This is a genomic window from Mesorhizobium sp. M0060 (assembly GCF_040323155.1).
Lineage (GTDB): Bacteria > Pseudomonadota > Alphaproteobacteria > Rhizobiales > Rhizobiaceae > Mesorhizobium.
Genome location: NZ_JAMYUP010000036.1, coordinates 1 through 25953 on the forward strand (window position 1 = coordinate 1; position 25953 = coordinate 25953).

Genomic DNA, 25953 nt, shown 5'->3' on the forward strand with positions numbered 1-25953 from the left:
AGGCGACCCCCTCTGTCGCCTTCGGCGACATCTCCCCCTCAAGGGGGGAGATCGGCAGCTTCACCGACGCCGCCGGCTCCGGAATGTTTGCGATCAGCGTAGAGCGGCGCCGCGTCCGGAAATTGAAGCTACCGCCCAGCGATGGCCAGCGGATTGTTCTCCAGTGCCGCCCGGTCCGGCGTGTCGATCGACGGCCGGTTGGTGAAGGCGGCGAAAAGCCGGCGGACATAGTCTTCCGGCATGTCGAGCGTGATCAGTACCAGCCTGGTGCGGCGCTGGCTGTCCGGCCAGGCCGGCAGTTGCACTGGCGGATGCAGGATCTTCTGCACGCCATGGATGACGAGCGGCCGCGACGGATCTTCTGCAAGCTCAATGACGCCCTTCATCCGCAAAAGGCGCTCGCCATGCGCCGAGCGCAGCAGATCGAGGAACATCTCGATTGCCGAAAACGGCACCGGCCCGTCATGAACCAGCGAATAGGAGCGGACGCGGGAATCGTGCCTGTGGCCGTGACCATGGTGATCGTGGTCGCCATGGTCATGCCCGTCGTGGTCATGCCCGCCGTGATCATGCTCATGACCGGCTTCCTCGCCCAGCCAGCGCCGCACGTCGGCGGATTTGGTGGCCGGATTGTAGAGCCCGCAATCGAACAGGGTCGCGGTGCTTGCCTCGCTCGCGTCGAGCACCACGGCGCCCGGGTTGAGCTGCCTGAGCCGCGCCCGCAACGTCTTGGCATCGCCCGCATCCGTGGCTAGATCGGCCTTGCTGAGCACGATGCGATCGGCGACCGCCACCTGCTTCACCGCCTCGACATGGGCATCGAGCGTCGCATTGCCATTGACGGCGTCGACCAGGGTGATGACGCCGTCGAGCCGGAACGCCTGGACCAGGGCCGGATGCGCCATGATCGATTGCAGCACGGGTGCTGGATCGGCGAGGCCGGTGGTCTCGACGACGACGCGGGCAAGCCGGTCGATGCGGCCGGTCTGCAGCCTGTCGACGAGGTCGGCCAGCGTGTCGACCAGCTCGCCGCGCACCGTGCAGCAGAGGCAGCCATCGGAGAGCTGGATGATGCCGTCGGAAGCCTGCTCGACCAGGAGATGGTCGATCGCCACCTCGCCGAACTCGTTGATGATGACTGCGGTGTCGGCGAGCGCCGGATCCCTGAGCAGCCGGTTGAGCAGCGTCGTCTTGCCGGCGCCGAGAAAGCCGGTGAGCACCGAAACGGGGATCGGGAAGCCGGCCATGCGGCTAGTTCAGCGCCTTGGCCGGCTGTTGGACCTGCGCGGCGGTGGTCGACCCGGCCACGGCCGGCTCGGCGCCGGCCGGCGGCGCCCGGTCCGGTCGCCATGTCGGCAGCGGCACGTCGGCATATTCCTGCCCGGAGACATCGAGCATCGCCTTCGGCCTCGGCCCCGTGGCGCCGCCGAGGCCGACGGCGATCAGCGTCGGTACATGGTCGAGCTTTTCCTGATACGGCGATTTCGGCACGTCCTTGCCCTTGTCACCGACCGCGGGTGCGGCTTCCGACTGCTCTTCGACCGGCTTCTTCTTGCAAATCTCGTCATGCATGTCGTTGGCCGACATGGTGTCGCCGTAGGCCGGCAGGGCCGCGACCGTCAGCCAGCTCGGCGCCGGTGTTGCAAAGCCCTGGTCGAGCAGCTTTGCCGCCGCTTCGGCGCGGGTGACGGCCGATTGCTCGCCAAGGACCACGGCGACAAGGGTGCGGCCGTTGCGGGTCGCCGAGCCGACCATGTTGAAGCCGGACGAGCAGACGAAGCCCGTTTTCATGCCGTCGGCACCCGGATAGCGGCCGATCAGGAGGTTGTAGTTGGAGATCTCCTTGTTGCCGACGGCGAGCCCTTCGATCGAGAACCACGGGGCATATTGCGGGAATTCCTTGCGGATCGCCATGACCAGCAGAGCGAGATCGCGCGCTGTCGTATACTGGTCCGGCGAATAGAGCCCGTTCGGATTGACGAAATGAGACCCGCTCATGCCGAGCCGGAGCGCCTCGGCGTTCATGCGCTCGGCGAAAGCCGCTTGCGAACCGCCGATATTCTCGCCGACCGCCATGGCGATGTCGTTGGCCGATTTGACAAGCATCATCTTCAGCGCATTGTCGAGCCGCATCACCGAGCCCGGCTTGAAGCCCATCTTGCTCGGCGGCTCGCCGGCCGAATGTTTCGTCATCTTGATCGGCGAATCGAGCTGGACCTCGCCCGCGGCAATCGCACGAAACGCCACATAGGCGGTCATCAGCTTGGTCAGCGATGCCGGATACCAGCGCCTGAACGCCTCCTGATGCTGCAGGATCTTGCCGCTGTTCAGGTCGAACAGGATGGTCGGATTGGGCAAGGCAGGCCCGGCCAGCGCCGGAAGCACAGCTGCGCCCGCCACCAACAGTTTGAGGAAATGCCTGTAGCGCATCATGGAACCCGAAATAGCCTCTTGCCGCAGTCGCCCCTGGCTCCGTAAGATTTCGTTACACGATCGCCAGGATAATAGTCCGGCTCTCTGTTCCCGGACCACAGTCGCGGTGCTATTTACTCTATGTGACGTCAACATGGCAAAGTGCTGCCGATCACAATGTGGAAGCAGCAGCACAATGCAAAGCAGCGTGCATGGTTGCAAGGCAGCAGGCACAATTGCAAAGCAGCAGGTCAAGACCGCCTGCTCCAACAGCGAGATGGAACCATCATGCCGATCCTGAACCGAGCCGCCGAAATGCAGGACGAGGTGGCCGGCTGGCGCCGCCATTTGCACCAGACGCCGGAGCTGAATTTCGACGTCTTCAAGACCGCCGCCTTCGTCACCGAGAAGCTGAAGGCGTTCGGCTGCGACGACATCGTGACGGGTTTGGGCAAGACCGGCGTCGTCGGCATCATCCGCGGCCGCCAGGGCGAAGGCTCGACCATCGGCCTGCGCGCCGACATGGACGCCCTGCCGCTCAATGAGATCACCGGCAAATCCTATGCCTCGACCGTCCCGGGCAAGATGCACGCCTGCGGCCATGACGGCCACACCGCGATGCTTTTGGGTGCCGCCAAATACCTCGCCGAAACACGCAATTTCGCTGGTTCCGTCGCGGTGATCTTCCAGCCGGCCGAAGAGGGCGGCGGCGGCGGCAACGAAATGGTCAAGGACGGCATGATGGAGCGCTTCGGCATCTCCAAGGTGTTCGGCATGCACAATATGCCGGGCCTGCCGGTCGGCCAGTTCGCCATCAGGCCGGGCGCGATCATGGCGGCGACCGCCGAATTCACCATCACCGTCAAGGGCCGGGGCGGCCACGCGGCGATGCCGCACGGCACCATCGACCCGATCGTCATCACCAGCCAGCTTGTCGGCGCGTTGCAGACGATCGCCTCGCGCAGCACCGATCCTGTCGAGGCGGTGGTCGTCTCGGTGACGAAATTCCACGCCGGCGACGCCTATAACATCATTCCCGAGGTCGCCGAGATCGCCGGCACCGTGCGCACGCTGAAGAAGGAGGTCGCCAAGAAGGCCGAAGAGCGCATCCGCGCGCTTTGCGAAGGCCTGGGCGCTGCCTTCGGCGCGACAATCGAGGTCGATTACAATGCCAACTACCCCGTCACCTTCAACCATCCGGAAGAGACGGTCTTTGCCAGCGACATCGCGGCCAACGTCGCCGGCGACAGCCACGTGCACCGCGCCATCCAGCCGGTGATGGGCGGCGAGGATTTCTCCTACATGCTGGAAGCGCGGCCGGGCGCCTTCATCTTCATCGGCAATGGCGATACCGCCGGCCTGCACAACCCGGCCTACGACTTCAACGACGAGGTCATTCCGCACGGCATGAGCTATTGGGTGAAGCTTGCGGAGACGGCACTGGCGGCGTAGCCGTTCGGCATCGGCGGGCGGCAGCCGCCGCACCTCTGGGCGGCAAAATCGGGCAGGACAATGCTCTGATAGTCAATTTCGGCCGGATGACTTCCGGGCAAGGCCGAAGGCAATGCCCAGAGCAATGCCGATTCCAATACCCGCAACAATGTTGTCCAACACGACGCCGATGGCCACGCCGATCACGACGCCGAGTGTGATGTGTTTGGCATCTATCATGCCCGGTCATGTAGCGTCGAAGGGGAGAGCCGCAACCGCTACGGCCCACTCTTCGGATCCTCGACTTCCAGCGCCTCCATGACCGGCGCCAGGTCGCTCTCTTCAGCAGGGGCGGCAGTTTGTGGCTGTTCGCCTGTCCTCGCCTTTTTCAGGGCTGCCTCGATAGCTTCCTGGATATTGCCGAGCTCGTCTTCGCGAACCTCGTGACCATAGCCGGCAGCGTCGGCATCCTGCTCGAATTGCTGAGCCAGGACGGCGACGCTCACTTCGCTCTCGGCCGGCAAATTGCCGACATTCTCCTGCAGCCAGGTTTCAAAGAACTCTTTCGTGGCGCTCATGCGGGTCTCTCCTTCGGGACACTAAAGCGCGACGGCATCCCGAAAGTTCCGCTATCTCGATCCCATCTTTGCGTCCCTTGCTGGCAACGGTGGGATGACCGAAAGCATCTGAGCCCTGCTCCCGCAATTCCGCGAGGCCAGGCGGCATTGGCGCCGCCTGGCTCGGTTGCCTACTGGCTAGCGGCAGTCGTCGGTTCGCATGAGACGTCCGGGTTCATGTCGGCGAAGGCGCCGGTGGGGTTGCCTTTCCAGGCCCAGACATGCAGCTCGTAGAACGGGCCGAGGCCATAGCGATTGGGCGCGCTGTTGAAGTTGAACAGATGCCCATCGAGCGATGCCGGGCCTTTCGAGGTGATGTATTCGACCGCGATCAGCTTCAGCGTCCCGTCGGCCATCGGCTCGTACATGACGGCTTCGGGTTTGGTGACGTCGACCGCGTCATCCTTGAGGTAGCCGGGATTGACGTAGTGGATGCCCATGGCGCCGCCGGTGATGCCGCTGGCGCAGGGGATTGGCGCATAGCCCTCGGCGGTCGCCGCCGCCACGTTCTCGAAGCGGCTGTTGACGGCCCGCACCTTGTCGGCCAGCGGATTGGTGCCCGGAGCAGCCGCCGTCTGATGGGCCTGCGCCAACGCCGTGCATGCCGACAGCAGCGCAGCAGCAGCGACAAATCTATTGCGAAAGTTGATTGTCATATTCATTCCATTCTTCTTGAAGAGCCCAACCTGGCCGGCCGCCGGAAATAGGGAGGTCCGGCAGGTGGGCGCTGTGGCTGTTGTTGCTCGGAGATCCCTGTCCCGATGCGACGAACGCCGAGGAGGATCATCCCTTCGGCAGATAGGGGATGGTTCCGGCCAGATCGGAATTGTCGATCAGCTGAAAACGGCTGTCGCTGCCGCCCTGACGGGCCGAAACGAAGGGCGCGTAAGCAGGATCGTCGGTGAAGGCGCGGGCCGCTGCCTCGGTCGGGAACGCCATCAGGGCAATCAGCGTCGTGTCGAGCGGCTTGCCTTCGAGCGTCTTCACATTGCCGCTGCGCGACAGATATCTGCCGCCGTGCTTGTGAACGAGGTCGTGGACCGACGCGGCATAGGCCGGCATCCACTGCGGGTCCCTCACCTTGATGTCTGCGATAACGTAAGCGGTCATGGGTTATGTCTCCTGGTCGTGCACAGGGGTATCCCGTGCAGCGGCCAAGGGGTCGCATGGCAAGGGTCGCGCCAGCCAGTCCGCGATCTGTACTGGTGTGGCGAATCCGAAATTCGCCTTCACTTTGGAGCGGCGCAGCGAGCGAATTTCGGATTCAAAAGCCACACCAGCAAGTGCTTGGATTCCAGTGTGGTTTTGGATTTGAAGTTCCTGAACGCTGATGCCACCCAGAAAGCAGGAACGTCAAATCCACCACACTGGCCGGTACAGTTTCTGTACTCGCCGTGCCGCGGGGAAAGCGTTATGATCCGGGCTAAGTTTGAGGGGAAGACAACATCATGACCCAGTCCGGATACAAGCAGTTCTGCCCGTTATCGATGGCCGCCGAGGTGCTGTGCACCCGCTGGACCATGGTTCTGCTTCGCGAGCTGGTGGCGGGCTCGACCCGTTTCAACGATCTGCGCCGCGGCGTCCCCAAAATGTCGCCGACCCTTCTGTCGCAACGCCTCAAGGAGCTCGAGCTGGCGGGGATCGTCGAGCGCAAGGAGTGCGCGGCGAGAAAGGCATCTTCGAATATCGGATGACCGAGGCAGGCAGGGATCTGCGTTCCGTCGTCGAGGCGATGGGTTTTTGGGGGCAGAAATGGGTCGAGTCCCGGCTGTCCCTGAAGAACCTCGATCCGTCGCTGCTGATGTGGGACATGCGGCGCAACCTGAACGCGTCACCGCTGCCCGACGGCCGCACGGTGATACAATTTCTGTACCAGGAGCTCCCCGCCTCCAAACGGTCGTGGTGGCTGATCGTCGAAAAGCACGGCGAGGTCGATCTCTGCTGGTATGACCCGGGCTTCGATGTCGATCTCTACGTCTCGACCGACCTGCACACCATGACCGAAATCTGGATGGGACTCATTACGGTCGAGAAGGCCGGAGCGAAAGTCGTTCTGACGGGAGACCAGGACATCGCCCGCAAAATGCAGACCTGGCTGGGCCTGAGCCCGTTTGCGGTCGAACCCAAGCGAGCGGCCTAGCTGCCTCTTGGCGAAACGTCCCGAAGCGGTTATGTGTCGGGCGTGATGGTCCCGTAGCTCAGTAGGATAGAGCGGCAGATTCCTAATCTGTAGGTCACAGGTTCGATTCCTGTCGGGATCACCACGTTTTCAATAGGTTACCTGACGGGTAGCATCACTTAGGCTCAGGATAGGCTCACAGATTTTTTCGAGCCTTATCGGCTTATCAGCTTCCCAAGCAAGTCTATCCCGCAGTACTTCATCTTGACCTCCATGGGCTAAAGCCGATTCGGCTTTGCAGAACCCACGCTAACCCCTGCGCCTCCTCCGCGCAGGAAGCCGGCTAGATGATCTTCAGTGCACTTTTTGCCTTGTTCGCGCCGCGTCGCTTCCTGTACCGCTCGGCCAGTCCCGGCATGAGTTCGGGCCGCGTGGTCCCGACACCGGCTACGCCAATTCACGTCCATTGCAACGTTCGACCGATCCGATCATTTGCTGGAATTCTCTCATCGACGGATAGGACTCCTGTGCGCCTTTCTTCCCGACGGCAATGGTCGATGCCGCCACGCCCCAACAGGCGGCGTCATAGGGCGATTTGCCGTCGAGCAAGGCGACCGCCATCGCCGCGATAAAGGCATCGCCGGCACCCGTCTTGTCGACCACCTCTACCGGCGGGGCGAGGATTTGCATTACGTCCTGATCCAGGGCCAGAAAGCAGCCACCCTGTTCGAGCTTGACGCATGCTATCTCGACCCCAAGCGCATTGAGCTGGAGCGCGGCTCGGGCTGCGTCCTCATTGCTGGCAATCCGTACACCAAGCAGATCCGAAGCCTCTTGCTGGTTAGGGGTGACGGCATAGAAGCGGTCAAGCTGCGATCGATCGATTTGGTCGGCAAAGGTGGGATCGGCAAGGATTCGCAAGCCACGCTCTCGCGCCGTCGCGAACGCGGCATTCAGGACTGGCAAGGAAATTTCAAAGTCGGCAACCAGTATCGATCGATCAGGAGCATTCCTGATGGCCGCCACGACGTTCTCAACGGTCGCATCATCCCAGGACATGTTGGCGTTCGATGCGGACAGAATCGATTTCGTGCCGTCCTTCGGAACCGCCACCATGGCAACGCCGGTCGGGATTCCATGTGCGACGCCGACATGCTCCAGACCGAGCCCGGCCTCCTTTAGCGGACCCACTGCGTTCTCGGCGAAATGGTCGTCGCCGACGCGCCCGACAAGCCTCGTCGGAACGCCGAGGCGGTGGGTGAAATAGGCGACGTTGGCGGCCTTGCCGCCGGCGCGTTGGGCGAAGCCGCTGGCCCGCATGTTGCCGCCGTCGCCAAGCGAGCCCTGAACGTCGAATTGCAAGTCGGCGTTGATGCTACCCAGGGAGAGCACGATCGGACGCGACAACGAAACCTCCTCCGTGCGGAAGTGAGCGGCTGGACCCGAAACTCATGATCAGGCGGAGGGTTCCCGGGTCGGGCCGGCGGAAACGGCCAAGGAACCCGCCGCCGATCAGATCGTTTCGCCATATCTGGCCAGATCAACCGGAGCGGAGGAAAGACATGCTCGATATGCCGCATGCTCATAGTCGCATGGGACCGGACATCGGCCAGCTCTGTCATGAGTTCGGCTTCAGTGAGTTCGGGCTTTGGCGCGATGCTGCGTGATGTTGACTACGTCCTGCGGAAACTCGACTGGATGCGCGCGGAAGGCATCTGGCCCAACGGCTTGCGTTATCTCTGGACGGACGCCTTCGGGGTCGTGCTCTACGTCTCGCTTTATACGGAACTTGGCGAAGAGCGCTGGCTGGACGAGGCCGAGCGGCTGGTGGCGGATGTCGAGCGTGTGCTTGGCCGCCGGCGCGGACTGAGGATCGGCGAAGCGGCGGATCGCGACGGACAGTATTTCCACTATCTGGCGATGTGGCTGTTCGCCTTGGCGCGCCTCGGCGATCTGAAGGCGCAATACCGCAAGCGCGGCATTGCGCTGGCGCGGGACATTCATCCGGCTTTTGTGATCCCCGGCCGCGGCGTGATCTGGAAGATGCAGGAGGATTTGAGCAGCCCATATCCCGGCTACGGTCTCGGCAGCATGGACGCCTATGATGGTTATGTCTCTTACCGGATGCTCGATGAGGACGCGCTGGCGCCCGAGATCGCCCAGATGCGTGACCTGATGGAGCGCGACTGGCGCACCCTCGACATCGAGCAGGATCTCGGCCTCGGCATGATGCTGTGGCTCGCCCACTTCTTTCCCGCAGAGCCATGGGCCGAGGACCAGACGAGGCGTTCGCTGCGAACCTTGGAAACGATGTGGGTCGACCCGCCGGGCCATTTCAGCCGCGCCCCATGGCTGCGCGATACCAAGTTCGCCTTCACCAATTACGGCGTGTCGCTCGGCCTGCAAGCCGCTGGTATCTGGCCGGAGCGTGTCGATAGGCTGAACGCCTTCTTCGAGGACTGGCGCTCCGGCGACGAATACGACCGCGAGGCGATCACCTGGGTCATGGCCTGCACCTCGCACCTTCCCGGTGCTTTTCTGACCCGGGGTGGCGAGAGAACGATTGAAAGCGCCGAATCGTCGGAACGTTCCTCTGCCGGCGCGGTTGTCGATGGAAGTGCATCGAGACGCAAGGAACGCGGTTGAAATGGCCACTCTCTTGGGAAAACCGGGAAGCTGTTGGGCGGCGGCCGCCAGCTCTACGAACTATCCCTCGCTCGAGGGCTCGATCCATGCGGACGCCGTGATCGTGGGGGCAGGAATTGTCGGATTGACGACGGCGCTTCGCCTTTGCGAGGCCGGCCGGTCGGTGGTCGTCATCGAAGCCCTGCGCACAGGCGGCCAGGTGACCGGCCGCTCGACGGCCAAGATCACCACGCAGCACGCGCTGATCTATCGCCATCTCATCGACACCTTCGGCCGGGACCTGGCGCAGACCTATGCCGATGCGAATTCCGCCGGCGCCAAACAGATCCGCGATTGGGTTCGCGAGTACGCCATCGCCTGCGATCTTGAGAGCAAGGACGCCTATACCTACACCCGCGACGAAAGCCGGCGCGACAAGATTGCGGCCGAGGCAGAGGCCGCGCGCCAGGTCGGGCTGGAGGCCGAGGTCCTCGACCGCGCGCCTCTGCCTTTCGAAACGGCCGCCGCACTACGGTTTCCCGACCAGGCGCAGTTCAATCCAACGATGTATCTGGTTGGCCTGGCGGAAGCGGTGACAGCCCGTGGCGGTCGGATTTTCGAAAACAGCCGCGCCACCTCGATCGACGAGGCAGACCGCTGGCGCGTCGCCACCGATGGCGGCGCCGTTGATGCCGAGCACGTCGTCGTCGCCACCAACATGACGGTGAAGAGCCCGATCGGCATGGCGAACCGGACCCAGCCGCGCTGCCACACCGCCATGGCATTTCGGATCGATGATCCCCTCACTGTCGACGGCATGTTCATCGGCATCGACGATCCAACGCATTCCATCCGCACAGGCCGCGATGCCGAGGGTCCGCTGCTGGTCGCGCTTGGCCCCAAATTCGACACGGGCTGGGATGGCGACGTGGCGAAGCGGTTTGTCGAACTGGGAAAATGGGCAAGAAAGAACCTTCCGGTCGGCGACCTTGCGTGGCACTGGTGTAATGAGGACTACGATACGTCCGACAGGGTACCGTACGCTGGCGAACCCGATCCCTCCAAGGCCGCTGGCTTCCACATTGCCACGGGCTTCAACGCCTGGGGCATCACCAACGCAACTGCGGTGGGCAGCATGATCGCGGATTTGATCTGCGCCCGCCCAAGCCCATGGCAAAAGCTCTACGATCCGGCGCGGCCCTATCCCAAGGACTTCCACAAGAACGGCCGCAGTCAATCGATAGTCTCGAGCGTCCACGACATTGCGCCCGGCATGGGTGGCGTGATCGTCAGGGGTGACGAAAAGATCGCTGCGTGGAGAGACACCGAAGGCGCACTCCACACGGTTTCGGCGACCTGCACCCACAAGGGCTGCACCGTAACCTGGAACAACGCGGACCACACTTGGGATTGTCCCTGCCACGGCTCGATCTTCGCCGCCGACGGTTCGGTCATCCACGGCCCCGCCCGAAAACCGCTTGCCCAGATTACATTGTGAAGGCGGGCACTGTGAAGGCGGCGACCGATGCCGCCGGCGTCATCCTGGCCGTTCGTAGGTTCCGACCAGCTCCGTCTCCTCCAATGCGTGTTTCTGGGCTTGCTTCCAGACCTGATGCACGCCCGCCTGTCCCGGTACACTGAGGCTCGGCACATCGAGCGCGGCCAGCCGGAAATGGTAATGATGGACGCCATGCCCTACGGGCGGCTGCGGACCATCGTAATAGGCATTGCCGAAATCGTTGGTGCCTTGCCTGAGTGCCGACGGGCCGGGCTTGCCGTCTTCGGCCTCGGCGAGTCCGCCAGCATCCGGCGGGATGTTGAACACCGCCCAGTGCCCGAAAATCCCGCTTGGCGCGTCGGGATCCTGCACGACAAGAACAAGGCTCTTGGCACCATCCGGGACACCGGACCACTTCAGCGGCGGCGAGACGTTCTGGCCGTCACGCGTATACCTTTCGGGAATTTTTCCGCCTGCCGGGAACGCCGGGCTGATAAGGGTGAGTGGCATCTCTATTTCCCCAAGGAGAATTACGATCGAGAACCCGCTTCGAGGACGGGCGCCATTCACGCCGCTTGCTGAGCTTCCGCGACACGTCTGATTTCTCCTGGCAGGGATTCCCAGATCTTGTGCATCTGTCCCTCTCCGACATGACGGGCAAGCACCTTTGACACGACCCTGAACGCATCCTTGGAATCGACCGGACGGGTGAATTCCAGCTCCGCCTTGATCTTGGCCAGAAACTCATCGAGCGACCGCATCTTCTCGGGAGCTTTGGAAGGCTGATATCGGTCGTAGTAGGCGCCGCGCACGAGAAGCGGCAGCTGCGAGCCGAGGTGGGCTGCAACATCCGGCTGCATGCGGTCCCGCAGGGCGTGGAGCACCGCTCCGAGAACGTGCCAGGCGATCTGCCGATCCGGCCCAATCTCGTCCATGATCTCGTCGAGCCAGATGTTCGTGGTCTGCAGTGTCTTGTCGAATACGTCGAGTCCGGTGGCGCTCATCGAAATCCTCCTTCCGTTCAAATCCGATTACGGCGGATGTGACCAAACAGTCCTGCCTGCCGGTTGTTCCCCGATGCGCATTCCGCGGTGCACATTCCCTGTCGTCGGCGGCTCCGTTCTGACGGGATTCGAGCTGGCTTTTGCCGCCGGTTTTCGACCCGCCTTTCTCGGCCGGCGCTCGGAACATCCTCATGGGTGGACGAGTTTTATTTGCTGTCGCCGATCGCATGGCGGCGAGCGATGCAAACAGGAAAGACAGGAGAAGAACCATGGCAAACCGTGACTTGGCGTCCTGGACGCCATCCCGAAGTCTCTATCCATCCGGACGAGATCCGCTTACGTCATTCCACCGGCAGATCGATCGCCTGTTCGACGACTTCTTTGCGCCAATGGCCGAAGCGACTACGGCCGGCGATCTTTGGCCGAGCGTCGACGTATATGAAACAGACCAAGCCTATAAGATTACCGCCGAATTACCGGGGCTCGAGCAGAAGGACGTTGAGCTCAAGCTGCGCGACAACACCCTCTCCATAACGGGCGAGAAGCGTTCCGAGCACAAGGAAGGCGTTGGCGGCCGCACCTATAGCGAACGCAGTTATGGCCGGTTTCAGCGGACCATCCCCCTGGATGTGGAGGTCGATGCCGACAAGGTACAGGCCACTTTCAAGAACGGCGTTTTGGCCGTCGAGCTTCCGAAGAACCCCGCTGCAAAGGACAAGACGCGCCGCATAGAAGTGAAAGCGCGATAGATGCCAAACTGCTGCCTGAGCAGGCGGCGTTCAGCCCGATGGAGAAACGGCCAGCACGGCGGCAACCGCGCGGGCGAGTGTCTAGCGCCGGGGATCGTCCGTCGCCTCGGAAACGCCTTCGAGTGCGATCTTGGCGGCTTCCTCATCGGTCCGACCGAGGTCGGCCAGGGCAATGACGCCGACGAGGCGCTTGTCATGGTTGATCACCGGAAGGCGCCGCACCTGATGCTTGGCCATGATCTTCGCCGCATCGGTGATATCGGCATCGTCGAAACACCAATAGACATGCTCGGACATGACCTCGCGGACGGTCGTGTTGCCGGCTGAGCGCTCCTCGGCGACGCCGCGCATCACGATGTCGCGGTCCGTCACCATGCCGACCAGCCTGTCATTCTCGCCGACCGGAAGAGCCCCGAGATTGTCGGCCCGCATTTTCCGGGCGGCATCCCTGATTGTCGTGTTCGGGCCGACCAGTTCGGTCCGACGGCTCATGATCTCCTGAACTTGCATGGGATATTCCTCTCTCTGATTGCCGAGGCAACAAGTCGCCAAAACGCGGCCGTTGCTGCGGATCGCGAGATTGCCGGGTGGCCGGACGAGGCTTGTACGGATCACTATCTGCAGTCTTCTTCTCGATCCGCGCCAATGCGTGTGCCGGCACCTCGCGATCGAAACTATTCTTGGAACGTCCAAGCAGCGAGCGAGTTCCAAAATAGTGCCGGCGCAGCAGGCTTGCTCACGGGAGTAGCCGCAGGCTTGCTAACGGGAGTAGCCGCAGGCTAGCCGTACTGGTTGACTTGGCCAAGGCTCAAGCAGGCTGTGAAAAACATCCACTGGGAAAAACAGATGCACGCGGATTGAAGATCATGGCTATCATCTTTTCAGATCGCCGCGAGGCCGGGCGGCGACTCGCCGGGGAGCTCGTTCGCTTTGCCGGGCGCGACGACGTCATCGTGTTGGCGCTGCCCCGAGGCGGCGTGCCGGTCGGCTACGAGGTCGCGCAGACACTCAAGGCACCGCTCGACGTCTTCATCGTGCGCAAGCTCGGCGTTCCCGGTCACGAGGAGCTGGCCATGGGGGCGATCGCGCCCTCCGGCGTACGTGTCCTGAACGACGAAATCGTCAGCGGTCTCGCGATCCCGCCACATGTCGTCGACGCGGTCGCCGCAAAGGAGGAAAAAGAGCTTCTGCGCCGCGAGCACCTCTATAGGGGCGGGCGGCCCCCACCGCAGTTGAACGGACAAACCATTATCCTCGTGGATGACGGGCTTGCGACCGGATCGACCATGCGGGCGGGGATCAAGGCGCTTCGAAAAAGCCACGCCGCCCGTATCGTCGCGGCCGTTCCCGTCGGCAGCCCCGACACTTGCGACGCGATGCGGGCAGACGCCGACGAGGTCGTTTGCGCGACGACGCCGGAGCCGCTCCTCGGTGTCGGCCGGTGGTACGTGGATTTCTCACAGACAAGCGATGAAGAGGTCCGCGTGCTCCTCGCCAAATCCGTGCCCAAGCCCGCTGCTTCCAAAGAGGTCTCGCTATCCGAAGAGGCCCCGCTATCCGAAGAGGCATCAGCCGGGCACGCGGCCGCCGGCTCGGTGCGCAGCAAAAGATCAACGTAGCGGAGGTGGGAATGGACCGGGTTTCACTCAGCGAGCAGGTCGTGCGTGTTCCCGCGGGTCGCGTAACGCTTGAGGGCAATCTGTCGTTGCCCCCGGATGGCCACGGCCTTGTGCTCTTCGCCCATGGCAGCGGAAGCAGCCGCCACAGCCCGCGCAATCGCTACGTGGCCGAACGGCTAAACGAGGCGAACCTCGCCACGTTCCTCGTCGACCTGTTGACGGCCGAAGAGGAGCGGATCGACCAAGTCACGGCCGAGTTGCGCTTCGATATCGGGCTGCTCGCGGACCGGCTGGGCGGCGTCACGGCCTGGCTCGGCGCCTCGCCGGACACGTCGGTGCTGCGTCTTGGCTATTTCGGCGCGAGTACGGGCGCCGGTGCCGCCCTGGTGGCGGCGGCCGAGCGGCCCGACCAGGCCGCGGCCGTGGTTTCGCGTGGTGGCCGGCCCGATCTTGCAGCGCTCGCCCTGCCGCACGTCCGGGCGCCGACCTTGCTCGTCGTCGGAGGCGCGGACACGCAGGTGATCGCGCTCAACCGCTCGGCGCTGGCGGCGCTCCACTGCGAGAAGGAGCTCGCCATCGTCCCTGGCGCGACGCATCTGTTCGAAGAGCCTGGCGCCCTGGACGAAGTCGCGGACCTCGCGAGCCGATGGTTCTTGCGCCATCTGATTTCGGAGAGATCGGCGTCGACGTCCTGACGGCTGGGTCTTGGATCACCAGCTCTGGGATCATTTGCGTCGTCAACGCGTTAGGGCCTCCGATAGGACAGAGACAGCGCGCACTCGCAACCCGAATGGCTGCCGCAACCTGTATGGGAGAAGGGCAATGCCGGACAAGAAAACCATCGAGAAGGCCCGAAAGGACAAGCGCGAGGGCAAATCGCCGAGCACGCAGGCTGGCGAGTTCGTGCACGAGGAGATCGACAAAATCCGCCACGGTGAGCACGGCGCACGCTCAACCCAGCAGGCCATCGCCATCGGGCTTTCCGAGGCGAGACGCGCAGGCGTAGACCTGCCCCCGCCCAAAAAGGGCAAGGTGAAGGAGAGCACGCGCAAAAGCGCCGAATACGCCTATGAGGCCGGCCAGGGCGAACGCAGGCCGAAACGCCGCCCGCGGGTCTCGAAAGCCGTCTCCAAGGTGCTCGAGCACGAGCCGAAGAGCACGGCGTCGCACGAGGCGCTCTCGCAGCAGGCCAAGCGTGCGGCCTCGCGCCGGACGGCTGAGGAGCGCTCGGCCGCCGCGAAGAAGGCCGCCGAAACGAAAGGCGCTCGCGGAAGGAAGCAGGCAGCGCAGAAGGCCGCCAGAACGCGGGCACGCCACGCATAGTTCACGACGGCAGTTCGCCTCCAGGAAACCCGATATGGCCCGAACGACCGATATAGAGCTCCGTTCCGGCAACATGATGCCCTGCATGGGCCTTGGAACGTGGCAGCTCACGCAGGACATGAACGTCGCGGCCTTGGTATCGGCAATAGTCGGCAGGAGACCGGTCAAGGCAATCGAGTGTGCCTCGAGATGACCGGCAAAACCCGTCCCACCGTCCTGATCACAGGCAGCAGCGGGTTTCTGGGCCAGGCGATCGCTCGCGGCCTGATGGAGCGCTACGACATCATCGGCCTTGATGTTGCCAGGCGGTCCTTGCCCGGCGTCGAGACGATCGAGATCGACATTACCTCGGACGCGAGCGTGGCGAAGGCGCTGGCCGAGGTGCGCGAGCGGAGCGGCGGCCGCATCGCGTCGGTGATCCATCTCGCGGCTTATTACGACACGACCGGCGAGGACAATCCGAAGTATGGCGCGGTGACCGTCGAGGGGACGCGCCGGCTGCTGAACGCGCTGAGGGGGCTCGAGACGGAGCAGTTCGTGTTTTCGAGCACGTTGCTGGTGCATGCGCCGAGCCCGGCGAAGGGCGCCAAGATCGACGAGGAGTCGCCAATCGATCCGGCCTGGGCCTATCCGAGATCGAAGGCCGAGACCGAGACGCTGATCCTGAAGGAGCACGGCGACATCAAGATTGCGATCCTGCGACTGGCGGGTGTCTATGACGAGGATTGCCACGCGGCCTTCATCGCTCAGCAGATCGCCCGCATTTTCGAGCGCATGCCGACCGCCTATCTCTTCACCGGCGACATCACCACCGGCCAGCCCTACCTGCACCTGGACGATCTCGTCGACGCCGTGGTGCGCACCGTCGACCGCCGCGACGAGCTTCCCGACGAGACCGTACTGCTGATCGGCGAAGAGCGGACGCCGTCTTACGACGAGATGCAGAAGCAGATCGGGCGACTCTTGCATGGCGAGACCTGGCGGACCCTGTCCCTGCCAAAAGAGGTGACGAAGCTCGGCGCCTGGATGCAGGAGAAGATCCTCGACCAGGAGACCGACATCAAGCCATGGATGATCGAGAACGCCGACGACCACTATGAGATCGACATCTCCCGCGCCGGGCGCCTGCTTGGCTGGAAGCCGCGGCACAGCCTGACCGCTACCTTGCCGCAAATGATCCGGCGGCTGAAGGCGGACCCCACCGACTGGTACAAGAAGAACAAGCTCGAACCGTCGGCGGGCGCCGCTTCCGCGCCCGAACTCGACCAGGCCGCCGAAAGGCTGCGGCGCCCGCTCGAGCGCTCGGACGACGAGGTCGAGGCGGAAACCGAACGCCACCGGGCCGCAACCCTCTGGGCGCCGCTGACCAACATTGCGATCGGGCTGTGGCTCGTGGCATCGCCCTTCACGCTCGGCCTGTTCGATCCCGCCGCGGCGCCGATTCCGCCGGCGCTCGGGCATGAGATCGCCTCGCCGGAGATGCGAGACGGCAGGCTCGGCATCAGCGAGATCGTATCCGGCCTCGCCATCCTGTCGCTGACGCTTCTCGGCATGCGCCGGCGCTGGCACGGCCTGCAATGGATCACGGCCACGATCGGCGTTTGGGTGATGTTCGCGCTGCTCCTGTTCTGGACCACCAGCGCCGGGGCCTACGCGACCGACACGCTGGCCGGCATGCTGATCGTCGCGTTCGCGGTGATGATCCCGCCGACGCCGGGCATCAGCCGGCGTGCCCCTGCCGCCGATGACGACCGGCCGCTCGGCTGGAGCTATTCGCCCTCCCTCTTCACCCAGCGCATCCCCATAATCGGCCTCGCCTTTGTCGGCCTGTTCGTCTCGCGTTATCTCGCTGCCTATCAGCTTGGCCACATCGATGGCCTTTGGGATCCGTTCTTCGATCCGGGCGAAGCGCCGGCCGGCAATGGCAGCGAGGCGGTGGTCACCTCCTGGGTCTCCAAGGGCTTTCCGATCGCCGATGCCGGGCTGGGCGCCTTCGCCTATGCGCTGGACATCCTCGCCGGCGCGATCGGCGATCGCCGTCGCTGGCGCACCATGCCGTGGATGGTGCTGCTGTTCGGCTTGCTGGTCATCCCGCTCAGTGTGGTCAGCGTCGGCTTCATCATCATCCAGCCGCCGCTCATCGGAGCGCTGTGCACGCTCTGCATCGTCCAGGCCGCCGTCACGGTCGTGCTCATCCCCTATTCGGTCGACGAGGTGCTGGCGAGCTGTCAGTATCTTTGGCGTGCGAAACAGGCGGGAGAGCCGTTCTGGCGCACATTCTGGTGCGGCGGTCCGGCACTTTCGGAGGACCAGACGCCGACGCCGGATCTCGACCGGCCGCTATCGGCTGTGGCGCGGGACTTCGTCACCGGCGGTGTGAACTTCCCGTGGACCCTTGTCGCGAGCACGCTCGCCGGCGCCCTGCTGATGATCACGCCGCTTGTCTTCGGCACAAACCCGCCGCTCTACTTCAGCGACCATGTCACCGGCTGCCTGATCATTATGGTCGCCGTTACGGCGATGGGCGAAGTGGCGCGCGCCGTTCGCTTTCTGAACATCGCGCTTGGAGCCTGGGTTGCCTTCTCTCCCTTCATCCTCGCCGGCGGCGCGGCTGCGAGCCTCGCCAATCTGGCGATCGGAGCGCTGCTGGTCGGGCTCAGCCTGCCGCGCGGCACGCGCAGCGCTGCCCATTATGGCGGCTGGGACCGGGCCATCGTCTGAGGACATTCGGCAGCGCCGGACGTGTCGAGATGAGAGATCGCCGAGGCTAGTCAAAGTAGGGTCGGCGGCTTGACCAGCAGGCCGAGCTGTGGCAATGCGCGTCGATCCCGCTCGGCACCTCGATACCGCCTCGCTTATGACCCCGAGGCTCTGCTGGCGATGGCCGACTTAATAATTTTTCGAGCAGCAATGCGGCCGGCGACGATGGCGCCCTCGACATAGCCCGGAAATGATGGCGACAGCTCCGACGAGGCGAAATGGATCGGCGACGCGCCGGCGCGGATAATGCGTTCGGCATCGGTTGCCGTCGCATCGACAATCAGATCGCTGTAACCGCCGCCGCTCCAGCGATCCCCAGTCCAGTCGCGATAACTGAGATCGATAATGCCAGCCGCCTCGATACCAAGCGCCTCTTCCAGCTTTGACGTCACCTTTGCGCGTAATGCCGCGTCGTCCAGATCCCGCCAGCGCTGCGCCAGCGGCCCGCCGATGAAGACGACAAGTGCTGCATGATCCTCGTCCCTACTGGCATCGCAGGCAAAAAGCCCGTGCGGGTCGCGCCACATCACCATGCCGCTCAAGCCCCTGTCGCGCCAGAAAGCCCTGGGGTAGCGCACCAGCATTTTGATCACCGCGCCGCTTTGCCAGAAGCCGAGGGCTCTCTTCAGCACAGCCGGCAGCGGCGGCACGAAATCCACTCTCGAGGCCATCATCGGCGGTACGGCGACCAGTACCGCTCGTGCCTCGATCGCGCCGGCAGGCGAAACGACGCGAACCCCTCCCGGCCCGTGCTCAATGGCCTCGACAGCTGTATTCAGCCGCAGTCGATCGCCGAGATCCCGCGCAAGATCATCCGCCAGCGAATGCATGGTTTCGCCCACGAAATACTGCAGCTCCGACACCTCGTTGGTGATGCGGCGATCATTGTCGATCAAGTACCACAGCGGCAGCCTTTCCATTGCCAGGCACCACAGGCCCTCGATCATCGACCGAAAGGCGGCCTTCGCATCATCGGGATCGGCCTGGCGATCGAGCCATGCCGCGACCGTCAAGCCGGCAATGGTCGGGTCGTTCGGTGCGATCGCATTCATCCGCTCGCGCATTCGCATCGCGGTGCCGTAAGTGCGCCCGGCTTGCGCCTCGCTCATTCGCGGCTGCGTGACGAATTCGCCTGCGACATGGGTCTCGACCAATGTCTTGCCGCGCGTTCGCACCAGCGCCATCAATTCCGGCATGTCTTCGCACAGGAACTGGCCGCCGCTGTCGATCCGCTCGCCGAGCCCGTTCTGCACGGCTTCGACGCGGCCGCCGACACGGTCGCGGGCTTCGAGCAGCACGACATCGATCCCGGCGTGGTTCAATTCACGCGCGGCCGACAGGCCGGTGAAGCCGGCGCCGACAATGGCCACATCGGCTCGTTCGATCTTGAACTTCATTAGCCGGCCTTGATCTTCTCGAATGTCAGGGGCCGGATCATTGTCTTCATTGCTGGTCCACCCTCTTTTTGATGGTTCACGCCGGCCTGGCACCGCGGGCTGCAGAGTTCGGATAGTGCTTGGGGAATGCCGCAGACAGGAACTCGTTCGCGGCCCGCAGCGCCACCTCGCGTGTGCTGCCTTCGGTGCCCATCATCAAACGCAGCCACAGACCATCCAGCATGGCGCTGAGCGCCAGCGCCATGACTTGCGGCTCATAGGCATAGAAGCCGCTCTGCTTGAGCGCCGCGCAAAGATCGATGAAGATGTTCTGGTAGACGGCATCGCGTGCGCTGCTCAGCGCCTGATATTTCGGTCGCGATTTGGCCTCGCCCCAGAAGGCACACCAGGCAGCCAGCTTGCGCTTGTTGCAGATCGAGCGGTCGAAATCGGCCGCCACCAATGCCTGCAGCTGGCGGGCGGGATCATCGCCGGCCTTTTGCAAGGCGCTGCGCCAATGCGCCGAATACTCGTCATGCATGTATTGCAAAGTGGCGACGAGCAGCTTCTCCTTGCTCTCGAAATGGAAATTGACGATGCCGCGCGACAGGCCGGCGCCGTCGGCGACGTCGGCCATAGTCGTTTCCGAATAGCCGCGCTTGGCCAATGAATCGATAGTCGCTTCGATCAGTTGAACCTGCCTTGTCTCTTTCGCCGCTTTGCGGCCGCGCTTATCGGAATCGCTTTTTCGCGCCGGTTCGAGGAGGGCTTTGCGCGCCTCTGTTGTCTTCATCGGGGTGATGGTCTCCAGCATCGCCGGCTAGCCGACTGGCTTCGGCCGCGAAGATCAGTGGGACGGTGTTTGGCACTGTCAAGCACCTTCTGCATGGCAGCCCATATTCGAATGTTCTCGTCGAGATTGCATCCTTGGAGAAAACGACGTCGAAGGCACCGTCGGCGAAAGGCAGCGATCCCGGCGATGCAGACCAGATCAGCGCCGCCGAGCCCGCCTGCAGCGGACCTTGGGTCGAGATCTACGCCAGGCGCGAGCTGCAATATCAAAAGCTGCTTAAGCGTGCCAAACTGGTGCCGCGGCTGGTCGTCAGGCTCGACCGCCGCACTGCCAATCCGCCTGCGGATTTCTGAATATGGCCGACGACACCGACAGTCACGAAATCGATGCCGAGGCCGCCGAGCAGTGGCAGCTGGTCAACACGCCGCTCGGCGAAAAATGGTCGGGACGCACCCGCTACGCCGCGGCCATGTTCTTCTACAAGCGCGGCGAGATGAACGCTGAAACGCTGGAGGTCTATCGGATCTGCGCGCGGCTGGATTCGACCGATCCGCTGCCGATCATCCGCGACCGCGGGGTCGGCCAGGACTGGCTGAAGCGCATGGGCTTCGAATAGCCCAGGGCATGTTGAAAATCACGTCAGGCCTGCATCACTGAATATCGACATGCCCTAGCCGATGGTCTTTTCCAGCATGCCGAGCCAGTTGCGATAGGCGATCTTCTCGATCAGCGCGCGCCCGAAGCCGCGGGCTGCGAACGCGTCGAGCAGCCTTGGGAGGCCGGCGACATCGCCGATCGCGGCCGGGATCATGGCGCCGTCGAAATCAGAGCCGAGACCGACGCCGTCTTCGCCCAGCGCCTGCAGCAGCGAATCGACATGGCGCACCATGATATCGAGGCTGGTGTCGGCGTTCATCCTGCCATCCTCGCGCAGGAACCCGGTGGCGAAGTTCAGCCCGACCATGCCGCCCGTCTCGCGGATCGCGCCGAGCTGCCATTCGGTGAGGTTGCGGGAATGTCCGCAGATCGCGTGCACGTTGGAATGGGTCGCAACCAGTGGCGCATCGCTGATCTCAGCTACATCGCGAAAACCTTTTTCATTGAGATGCGAAAGATCGATCATGATCTTCAGCTGGTTGCAGGCTTTCACCAGCGCCTTGCCGGCATCGGTCAGCCCGGGCCCAGTATCGGGCGACGACGGGAAACGGAACGGCACGCCGTGGCCAAACGCATTGGGACGGCTCCAGACGATGCCGAGCGAGCGCAGGCCGGCTGCATGCAGGACGTCGAGCATGGTGAGCTCGGGGTCGATCGCCTCGACCCCTTCAATATGGAAAACCGCCGCGATCGAGCCTTGCGCCATCGCCTTCCTCACGTCGCCGGCGCTGCGGCAGACGGTGAGCGCCGAAGTCCGCTCCAGCCTGAACAGGATCGAGGCCATTGCCACGGTGGAGTTGAGCGCATCGGCGCGCGGAACCTCAGGCGGCAGCGGCTCGCTGTCGCTCGGCGCCAGCGGCACCGCGCCGCGTTTGGATTTCTCGACAGGCGGCGGGAAGATCGCGAACATGCCGCCGGCAAATCCACCTTTCTTCGCGCGCGGCAAGTCGATATGGCCACCCGGCGTTCCCTCGATGAACAGCTTTTCGACGTCCGCATCCTTGGACTGGTAGAGCCTGAGCAGCGTATCGTTGTGGCCGTCGAAGACGGGAACGAGATCGGATTCGGTCATGGAGGGCCATTCGGTTGAAGTGGTCGGGCCGCGCTCGGCGAGCCGGTTTGCTGGCAATACTTAGGCAAGACGGGCGCTGTGCGCAAATCCCGCATATTTGCGGTCGTGTTTGTACGCCTCCAATGGCCGAAGGGGCACGCGGTAAAGCCGCGCACCCTTTCTTCCGTCATTCGTCGAGGGCTGTCCTTACCGTTTCAGCACGTCCGCCCATTCCGGATGGCGGCGAAACTGGGCGTTGGCGAACGGGCAAAGCGGGATGATCTTCTTGCCCGCCGCGCGCGCGTCCTCGACGGCGCGGGTGACCAGGCGAAGCCCCGCGCCCTGGCCCCGAAATGCATCCGGCACTTCGGTATGGTCGATGATGATCTGGTGCTCGCCGATCTTGGTGAAGGTCATCTCCGCCTCGGCGCCGTCCGGCCCACACAGGAGGTAGCGGCCCTTCGAGCCGCGGTCCTCCAGCTCGATCTCCGGCAATAGGTCAGACATGGCTTACGGTCCTTTCGTCCGGCGCAACGGCGAACAACCGCCGCGCCGCCTCGATCTCATTCGGCCGCACCTCATGGCCGCCGTCATGCCACTCGACTGTGACATCGGCGCCATCGGCGCGCAAATAGGCTTCGAGCCGCGCCGTCAAATTAGGCGGGCAGATCGGGTCCCGCCTGCCGGCGGTGACCAGGATGCGGCTGCCGCCAAGGCTGCCCTCGACCTCCGGCTCGAACGGGATCAGCGGATGCATCAGCACTGCCGCGTCGAACAGCGACGGTTCGGCAAACAGCACCGAAGCCAGGATGTTGGCGCCGTTGGAGTAACCGAGGCCGAGCACCGAAGATGGTTTTGCCGCCTCGACATGCGCCTTGACGAAGCCGGCCATCTTGTCCGTCGCTCGCGTGAGGTCGCCCATGTCGTAGACGCCCTCGCCGGCGCGGCGGAAGAAACGCGCAGCGCCTTGTTCCGAGACATCGCCGCGCGGCGAAACGACCGTCGCTTGCGGCGCAAGATCGCGCCCAAGCGACAGAAGCTGGGTCTCGTCGGCTCCGGTGCCATGGAAGACGAAGAGCAGCGGTCCGCCCGGCGAACCGGGCAGCACCTTGTGAATATACGAATCCTTGCTCATGACTTGGCCCTCAGTCTTCCAGTTTCTGCAGATGCTGCTCGAGATAGGGCCGCAAATGCTGGTGTTGCGACGGCAGCTTCAGCGCCTCGCCGAGATGGGCGGTATCCTCGTCACGGTCGAAGCCGGGCTCGTTGGTGGCAACTTCGAACAGCACGCCGCCCGGCGTGCGGAAATAGATCGCCCAGAAATAGTCGCGGTCGATCACCGGCGTCACCTGGTAACCGGTGTCCATCAGTGCCTTGCGCACTTCGAGCTGCTTGGCGCGGTTCTCGACGGCGAAGGCGACATGGTGGACCGAGCCGGCCCCGAGATTGGCGACGCCGGCCCCCGGCAGCGATTCGATGTCGACGACATCCGCGCCATTGCCGTTCTTCACCGCCAGCCGCCTGACATTGCCGGATTTGTCGACCTCCTCATAGCCCATGAACTTCAGCAGCTCTTCGGTGGCGCCGCCGTCTTTCAGCCTGAGCGATACGGAATGAAAGCCGCGGATCGCGTCGTCGGTCGGAATGCCACCCTTCGCCCATGGCGCACGGCTGTCCACTCTGTCCTCGACCAGCGCAAAGGCGTCGCCGTCGGGGCCGGCAAAGGCAAGACGCTTCTCGCCGAACGTCTCCTCGCGAGAGAGCCCATTGACGCCTTGCTCGGCAAACCGCTTTTCCCAGTAGCCAAGCGTGCCCTCAGGCACCGAGTAGGCGGTGGTGCCGACTTCGCCGACGCCATGGCGGCCCTTGCCGATGTTGGGGAACGGGAAATAGGTCATCACCGAGCCGGGCGTGCCAACCTCGTCGCCGTAGTAGAGGTGATAGACGTCCGGCGCGTCGAAGTTGACTGTTTTCTTGACCCGGCGCAGGCCGAGCTTGCCGGTGAAGAATTCGTTGTTCTGGCGCGCATCGCTGGCCATCGAGGTGACGTGATGCAGGCCCTTGATCTGCTCGAGCATGTTTCTGCTCCTTCCCTTGTGCTGGTGCGGCCCTTGCCGCTGTCCACGCCAATATGAGCATCCGCCTCCTGGCCGCAAAGGCGACAAACACAGAATGGACTGTGCTGTTAAAGTGAACGATCAAGCGCGTTTTGTTCACATTCGGCAAACCGGACCGGCTTGCATGCTCGCCGAAATTGGGCTCCATGAGCGAGGCATGTAGCCAGCGTGAGGATACCGCGGTTGACTGGAAAACGCCCCAACATTCTCCTGATCACATGCGACCAGTGGCGCGGCGACTGCCTGTCGGCTGCTGGCCACAAGGTGGTAAGGACGCCGAATGCCGACGCGCTGGCTGCCGAGGGCGTTCTGTTCAAAAAGCACTATGGCGGCGCCGCACCTTGCTCGCCGGCGCGCGCCTGCCTCTACACCGGCCTCTACCAGATGAACAATCGTGTCTGCCGCAATGGCACGCCGCTCGACGCCCGCCACGGCAACATAGCGCTCTGGGCGCGCGTCCTCGGCTATGATCCTACTCTGTTCGGCTATACCGACATGTCGCGCGATCCGCGCACGCTGTCGCCTGGCGACTCGCAGCTGAAGAGCTATGAAAGCGTGCTGCCGGGCTTCACAGTGCGCCAGGTTCTGCCCGAGCACCAGAAGCCCTGGCTGTCATGGCTCAAGGCGCGCGGCGTCGATGCCAGCGCCGGCTCTCCCGACATCCACCGCTCGGCGGGCGAAATCCTGGAAAACGACGGCGGGGTTAGCAATGCCCCGCCAATCTATTCGAAGGACGAGACGCCGTCGGCTTTCCTAGCCGGCGAATTCATCCGCTGGCTCGGCGAGCAGGAGCCCGATGCCCCGTGGTTCGCGCACCTTTCCTTCATCAGTCCGCACCCGCCCTTCATCGTACCGGCGCCTTACAACGCCATATACGATCCGGCCAGCGGTCCGGCTTTCCATCGCGCCGAAAGCTGGCAAGCCGAAGCAACAAGCCACCCCTATCTCGCCTATGAATTTGAACGGCAGGAACGGTCGAAATTCCGTCCCGGCGCCACAGGCAGGGTGCGCGACTGGGGCGACGATAATTTTCGCCGCATCCGAGCGCTCTATTACGGCATGATCTCGGAGGTCGATGCGCAGCTTGGCCGTGTCTGGCAAGCGGTCAAGGCAGCCGACGCATGGGACGACACCGTCATCGTGCTGACCTCCGATCATGCCGAGCTGATGGGCGACCATTTCATGCTGGGCAAGGGCGGCTTCTTCGACGGCAGCTTCCATATTCCGCTGATCATTCGCGATCCGCGCCGCCGCAAGGCTGCCGGCACCAGCGTCGAGCGCTTCACCGAGGCGGTGGATTTGGCGCCGACCTTGCTCGAGCTCACTGGCGGCGAAGTGCCGCCGCATCTCGACGGCCGCCCGCTGGCGCCCTTCCTGGACGCAGCGGAGCCGGACAATTGGCGCGACGCGGCGCATTGGGAGTTCGATTTCCGCTCGATCGCGGATGGCGATGCCGAACGGTATTTCGGCATCGGTCCGCGCCAGTGCAATCTCGCCGTCATCCGCACGCAAAAGTTCAAATACGTGCATTTCGGCGGTGGCCTGCCGCCCTTGCTCTTCGACCTGGAGAAAGATGCCGGCGAGCTGACCAACGTCGCTGACGACCCAGCCTATCTGCCGGCCCGGCTGGAACTTGCCGAAGGGCTGCTTGCCTGGCGGGCGGAGCATCTCGACCAGTCGCTGGCGCTCGCCGAATTAACGCAGGGTGGCATTGCCGGCGATGTCGCCGGCCTGCCTTTTCCCTCGACATGAGGAAACCCGCGCCGTTGCCGGCGCGGGCTTATCTGTTCGACCAATATGCA

Annotated in this window: 27 protein-coding genes, 1 tRNA gene and 1 pseudogene; 13 read left to right on the top strand and 16 right to left on the bottom strand. The window is 63.6% G+C overall.

All coding sequences use genetic code 11. The annotated features are described in order from the left end of the window. Positions 1-128: 128 nt before the first annotated feature. Together NKJ94_RS25935 and NKJ94_RS25940 are read right to left on the bottom strand one after the other, a co-directional pair. On the bottom strand, positions 129-1247 hold the full coding sequence (locus NKJ94_RS25935; RefSeq protein WP_352529077.1) for a CobW family GTP-binding protein: 1119 nt from the start codon (positions 1245-1247) through the stop codon (positions 129-131). Positions 1248-1251: 4 nt separating this feature from the next. Further along, positions 1252-2430: a D-alanyl-D-alanine carboxypeptidase family protein gene (locus tag NKJ94_RS25940; protein WP_352529172.1), complete on the bottom strand. Its 1179-nt coding sequence runs from the start codon at positions 2428-2430 to the stop codon at positions 1252-1254. A 270-nt stretch (positions 2431-2700) separates the two neighbouring features. Here NKJ94_RS25940 and NKJ94_RS25945 point away from each other — a divergent pair, with 270 nt between their 5' ends. After that, a complete protein-coding gene (locus NKJ94_RS25945) occupies positions 2701-3864 on the top strand; it encodes a M20 aminoacylase family protein (protein ID WP_352529079.1) in 1164 nt (387 codons plus the stop codon). Between the two features lie 72 nt (positions 3865-3936). Here NKJ94_RS25945 and NKJ94_RS25950 read toward each other — a convergent pair whose 3' ends face one another. From NKJ94_RS25950 to NKJ94_RS25965, 4 genes are all read right to left on the bottom strand, one after another. Next, positions 3937-4083: a glycine zipper domain-containing protein gene (locus NKJ94_RS25950; RefSeq protein WP_352529081.1), complete on the bottom strand. Its 147-nt coding sequence runs from the start codon at positions 4081-4083 to the stop codon at positions 3937-3939. 38 nt (positions 4084-4121) lie between these two features. Beyond that, positions 4122-4421: a hypothetical protein gene (locus tag NKJ94_RS25955; protein WP_352529083.1), complete on the bottom strand. Its 300-nt coding sequence runs from the start codon at positions 4419-4421 to the stop codon at positions 4122-4124. A gap of 170 nt (positions 4422-4591) precedes the next feature. Beyond that, positions 4592-5122 carry a hypothetical protein gene (locus tag NKJ94_RS25960; RefSeq protein ID WP_352529085.1) on the bottom strand — a complete coding sequence of 177 codons (531 nt, stop codon included), beginning with the start codon at positions 5120-5122 and terminating at the stop codon, positions 4592-4594. Positions 5123-5243: 121 nt separating this feature from the next. After that, the gene (locus NKJ94_RS25965; protein ID WP_352529087.1) at positions 5244-5570 is read right to left on the bottom strand and encodes a DUF1330 domain-containing protein; all 327 of its coding nucleotides are present in this window, start codon (positions 5568-5570) and stop codon (positions 5244-5246) included. 338 nt (positions 5571-5908) lie between these two features. Here NKJ94_RS25965 and NKJ94_RS25970 point away from each other — a divergent pair. Then, a pseudogene (locus tag NKJ94_RS25970) lies at positions 5909-6600 on the top strand (winged helix-turn-helix transcriptional regulator). Between the two features lie 47 nt (positions 6601-6647). Next, positions 6648-6724: transfer RNA gene (locus NKJ94_RS25975), tRNA-Arg, on the top strand. Between the two features lie 302 nt (positions 6725-7026). Here NKJ94_RS25975 and NKJ94_RS25980 read toward each other — a convergent pair. Continuing rightward, on the bottom strand, positions 7027-7986 hold the full coding sequence (locus NKJ94_RS25980; RefSeq protein ID WP_352529089.1) for a PfkB family carbohydrate kinase: 960 nt from the start codon (positions 7984-7986) through the stop codon (positions 7027-7029). 249 nt (positions 7987-8235) lie between these two features. On the opposite strand from NKJ94_RS25980, the gene NKJ94_RS25985 reads away from it, so the two are divergent. Together NKJ94_RS25985 and NKJ94_RS25990 are read left to right on the top strand one after the other, a co-directional pair. Beyond that, positions 8236-9225, top strand: coding sequence for a hypothetical protein (locus NKJ94_RS25985; RefSeq protein ID WP_352529091.1), 990 nt, complete (start codon positions 8236-8238; stop codon positions 9223-9225). Between the two features lies 1 nt (position 9226). Then, positions 9227-10702: an FAD-dependent oxidoreductase gene (locus tag NKJ94_RS25990; protein WP_352529093.1), complete on the top strand. Its 1476-nt coding sequence runs from the start codon at positions 9227-9229 to the stop codon at positions 10700-10702. A gap of 39 nt (positions 10703-10741) precedes the next feature. Here NKJ94_RS25990 and NKJ94_RS25995 read toward each other — a convergent pair whose 3' ends face one another. Next, positions 10742-11212, bottom strand: a complete 471-nt coding sequence (locus NKJ94_RS25995) for a YbhB/YbcL family Raf kinase inhibitor-like protein (protein ID WP_352529095.1) — start codon at positions 11210-11212, stop codon at positions 10742-10744. Positions 11213-11268: 56 nt separating this feature from the next. Further along, on the bottom strand, positions 11269-11706 hold the full coding sequence (locus tag NKJ94_RS26000; protein ID WP_352529097.1) for a DUF2267 domain-containing protein: 438 nt from the start codon (positions 11704-11706) through the stop codon (positions 11269-11271). Between the two features lie 269 nt (positions 11707-11975). Between NKJ94_RS26000 and NKJ94_RS26005 the strand changes: the two genes are divergently transcribed. Beyond that, positions 11976-12455, top strand: coding sequence for an Hsp20/alpha crystallin family protein (locus tag NKJ94_RS26005; protein WP_352529099.1), 480 nt, complete (start codon positions 11976-11978; stop codon positions 12453-12455). Positions 12456-12536: 81 nt separating this feature from the next. On the opposite strand, the gene NKJ94_RS26010 is transcribed toward NKJ94_RS26005, so the two are convergent. Further along, a complete protein-coding gene (locus NKJ94_RS26010; protein WP_023677862.1) occupies positions 12537-12965 on the bottom strand; it encodes a CBS domain-containing protein in 429 nt (142 codons plus the stop codon). Between the two features lie 356 nt (positions 12966-13321). On the opposite strand from NKJ94_RS26010, the gene NKJ94_RS26015 reads away from it, so the two are divergent. From NKJ94_RS26015 to NKJ94_RS26030, 4 genes are all read left to right on the top strand, one after another. Then, the gene (locus NKJ94_RS26015; protein ID WP_352529101.1) at positions 13322-14074 is read left to right on the top strand and encodes a phosphoribosyltransferase; all 753 of its coding nucleotides are present in this window, start codon (positions 13322-13324) and stop codon (positions 14072-14074) included. A gap of 11 nt (positions 14075-14085) precedes the next feature. Next, on the top strand, positions 14086-14769 hold the full coding sequence (locus NKJ94_RS26020) for a dienelactone hydrolase family protein (RefSeq protein WP_352529103.1): 684 nt from the start codon (positions 14086-14088) through the stop codon (positions 14767-14769). A 127-nt stretch (positions 14770-14896) separates the two neighbouring features. After that, positions 14897-15397: a DUF6496 domain-containing protein gene (locus NKJ94_RS26025; protein ID WP_352529105.1), complete on the top strand. Its 501-nt coding sequence runs from the start codon at positions 14897-14899 to the stop codon at positions 15395-15397. 189 nt (positions 15398-15586) lie between these two features. Continuing rightward, positions 15587-18118 (top strand): NAD-dependent epimerase/dehydratase family protein, encoded by a 2532-nt coding sequence (locus NKJ94_RS26030; RefSeq protein ID WP_352529107.1) that lies wholly within the window; start codon positions 15587-15589, stop codon positions 18116-18118. 134 nt (positions 18119-18252) lie between these two features. Here NKJ94_RS26030 and NKJ94_RS26035 read toward each other — a convergent pair whose 3' ends face one another. Next, the gene (locus NKJ94_RS26035; RefSeq protein ID WP_352529109.1) at positions 18253-19554 is read right to left on the bottom strand and encodes a flavin monoamine oxidase family protein; all 1302 of its coding nucleotides are present in this window, start codon (positions 19552-19554) and stop codon (positions 18253-18255) included. A gap of 76 nt (positions 19555-19630) precedes the next feature. Then, a complete protein-coding gene (gene betI / locus NKJ94_RS26040; RefSeq protein WP_502896071.1) occupies positions 19631-20347 on the bottom strand; it encodes a transcriptional regulator BetI in 717 nt (238 codons plus the stop codon). A 113-nt stretch (positions 20348-20460) separates the two neighbouring features. Between betI and NKJ94_RS26045 the strand changes: the two genes are divergently transcribed. Next, on the top strand, positions 20461-20679 hold the full coding sequence (locus NKJ94_RS26045; RefSeq protein WP_352529177.1) for a hypothetical protein: 219 nt from the start codon (positions 20461-20463) through the stop codon (positions 20677-20679). 2 nt (positions 20680-20681) lie between these two features. Next, on the top strand, positions 20682-20942 hold the full coding sequence (locus NKJ94_RS26050; RefSeq protein ID WP_352529113.1) for a hypothetical protein: 261 nt from the start codon (positions 20682-20684) through the stop codon (positions 20940-20942). A 54-nt stretch (positions 20943-20996) separates the two neighbouring features. On the opposite strand, the gene NKJ94_RS26055 is transcribed toward NKJ94_RS26050, so the two are convergent. From NKJ94_RS26055 to NKJ94_RS26070, 4 genes are all read right to left on the bottom strand, one after another. Then, positions 20997-22055 carry a dipeptidase gene (locus NKJ94_RS26055; RefSeq protein ID WP_352529115.1) on the bottom strand — a complete coding sequence of 353 codons (1059 nt, stop codon included), beginning with the start codon at positions 22053-22055 and terminating at the stop codon, positions 20997-20999. Positions 22056-22241: 186 nt separating this feature from the next. Beyond that, the gene (locus NKJ94_RS26060) at positions 22242-22541 is read right to left on the bottom strand and encodes a GNAT family N-acetyltransferase (protein WP_352529117.1); all 300 of its coding nucleotides are present in this window, start codon (positions 22539-22541) and stop codon (positions 22242-22244) included. After that, a complete protein-coding gene (locus tag NKJ94_RS26065; RefSeq protein ID WP_352529119.1) occupies positions 22534-23169 on the bottom strand; it encodes an alpha/beta hydrolase in 636 nt (211 codons plus the stop codon). Before NKJ94_RS26065 ends, NKJ94_RS26060 begins: the two co-directional genes overlap by 8 nt. A gap of 10 nt (positions 23170-23179) precedes the next feature. Next, positions 23180-24112 (bottom strand): VOC family protein, encoded by a 933-nt coding sequence (locus NKJ94_RS26070; RefSeq protein ID WP_352529121.1) that lies wholly within the window; start codon positions 24110-24112, stop codon positions 23180-23182. 222 nt (positions 24113-24334) lie between these two features. Here NKJ94_RS26070 and NKJ94_RS26075 point away from each other — a divergent pair, with 222 nt between their 5' ends. Continuing rightward, positions 24335-25903 (top strand): alkaline phosphatase family protein, encoded by a 1569-nt coding sequence (locus NKJ94_RS26075; protein ID WP_352529123.1) that lies wholly within the window; start codon positions 24335-24337, stop codon positions 25901-25903. Positions 25904-25953: the final 50 nt, after the last annotated feature.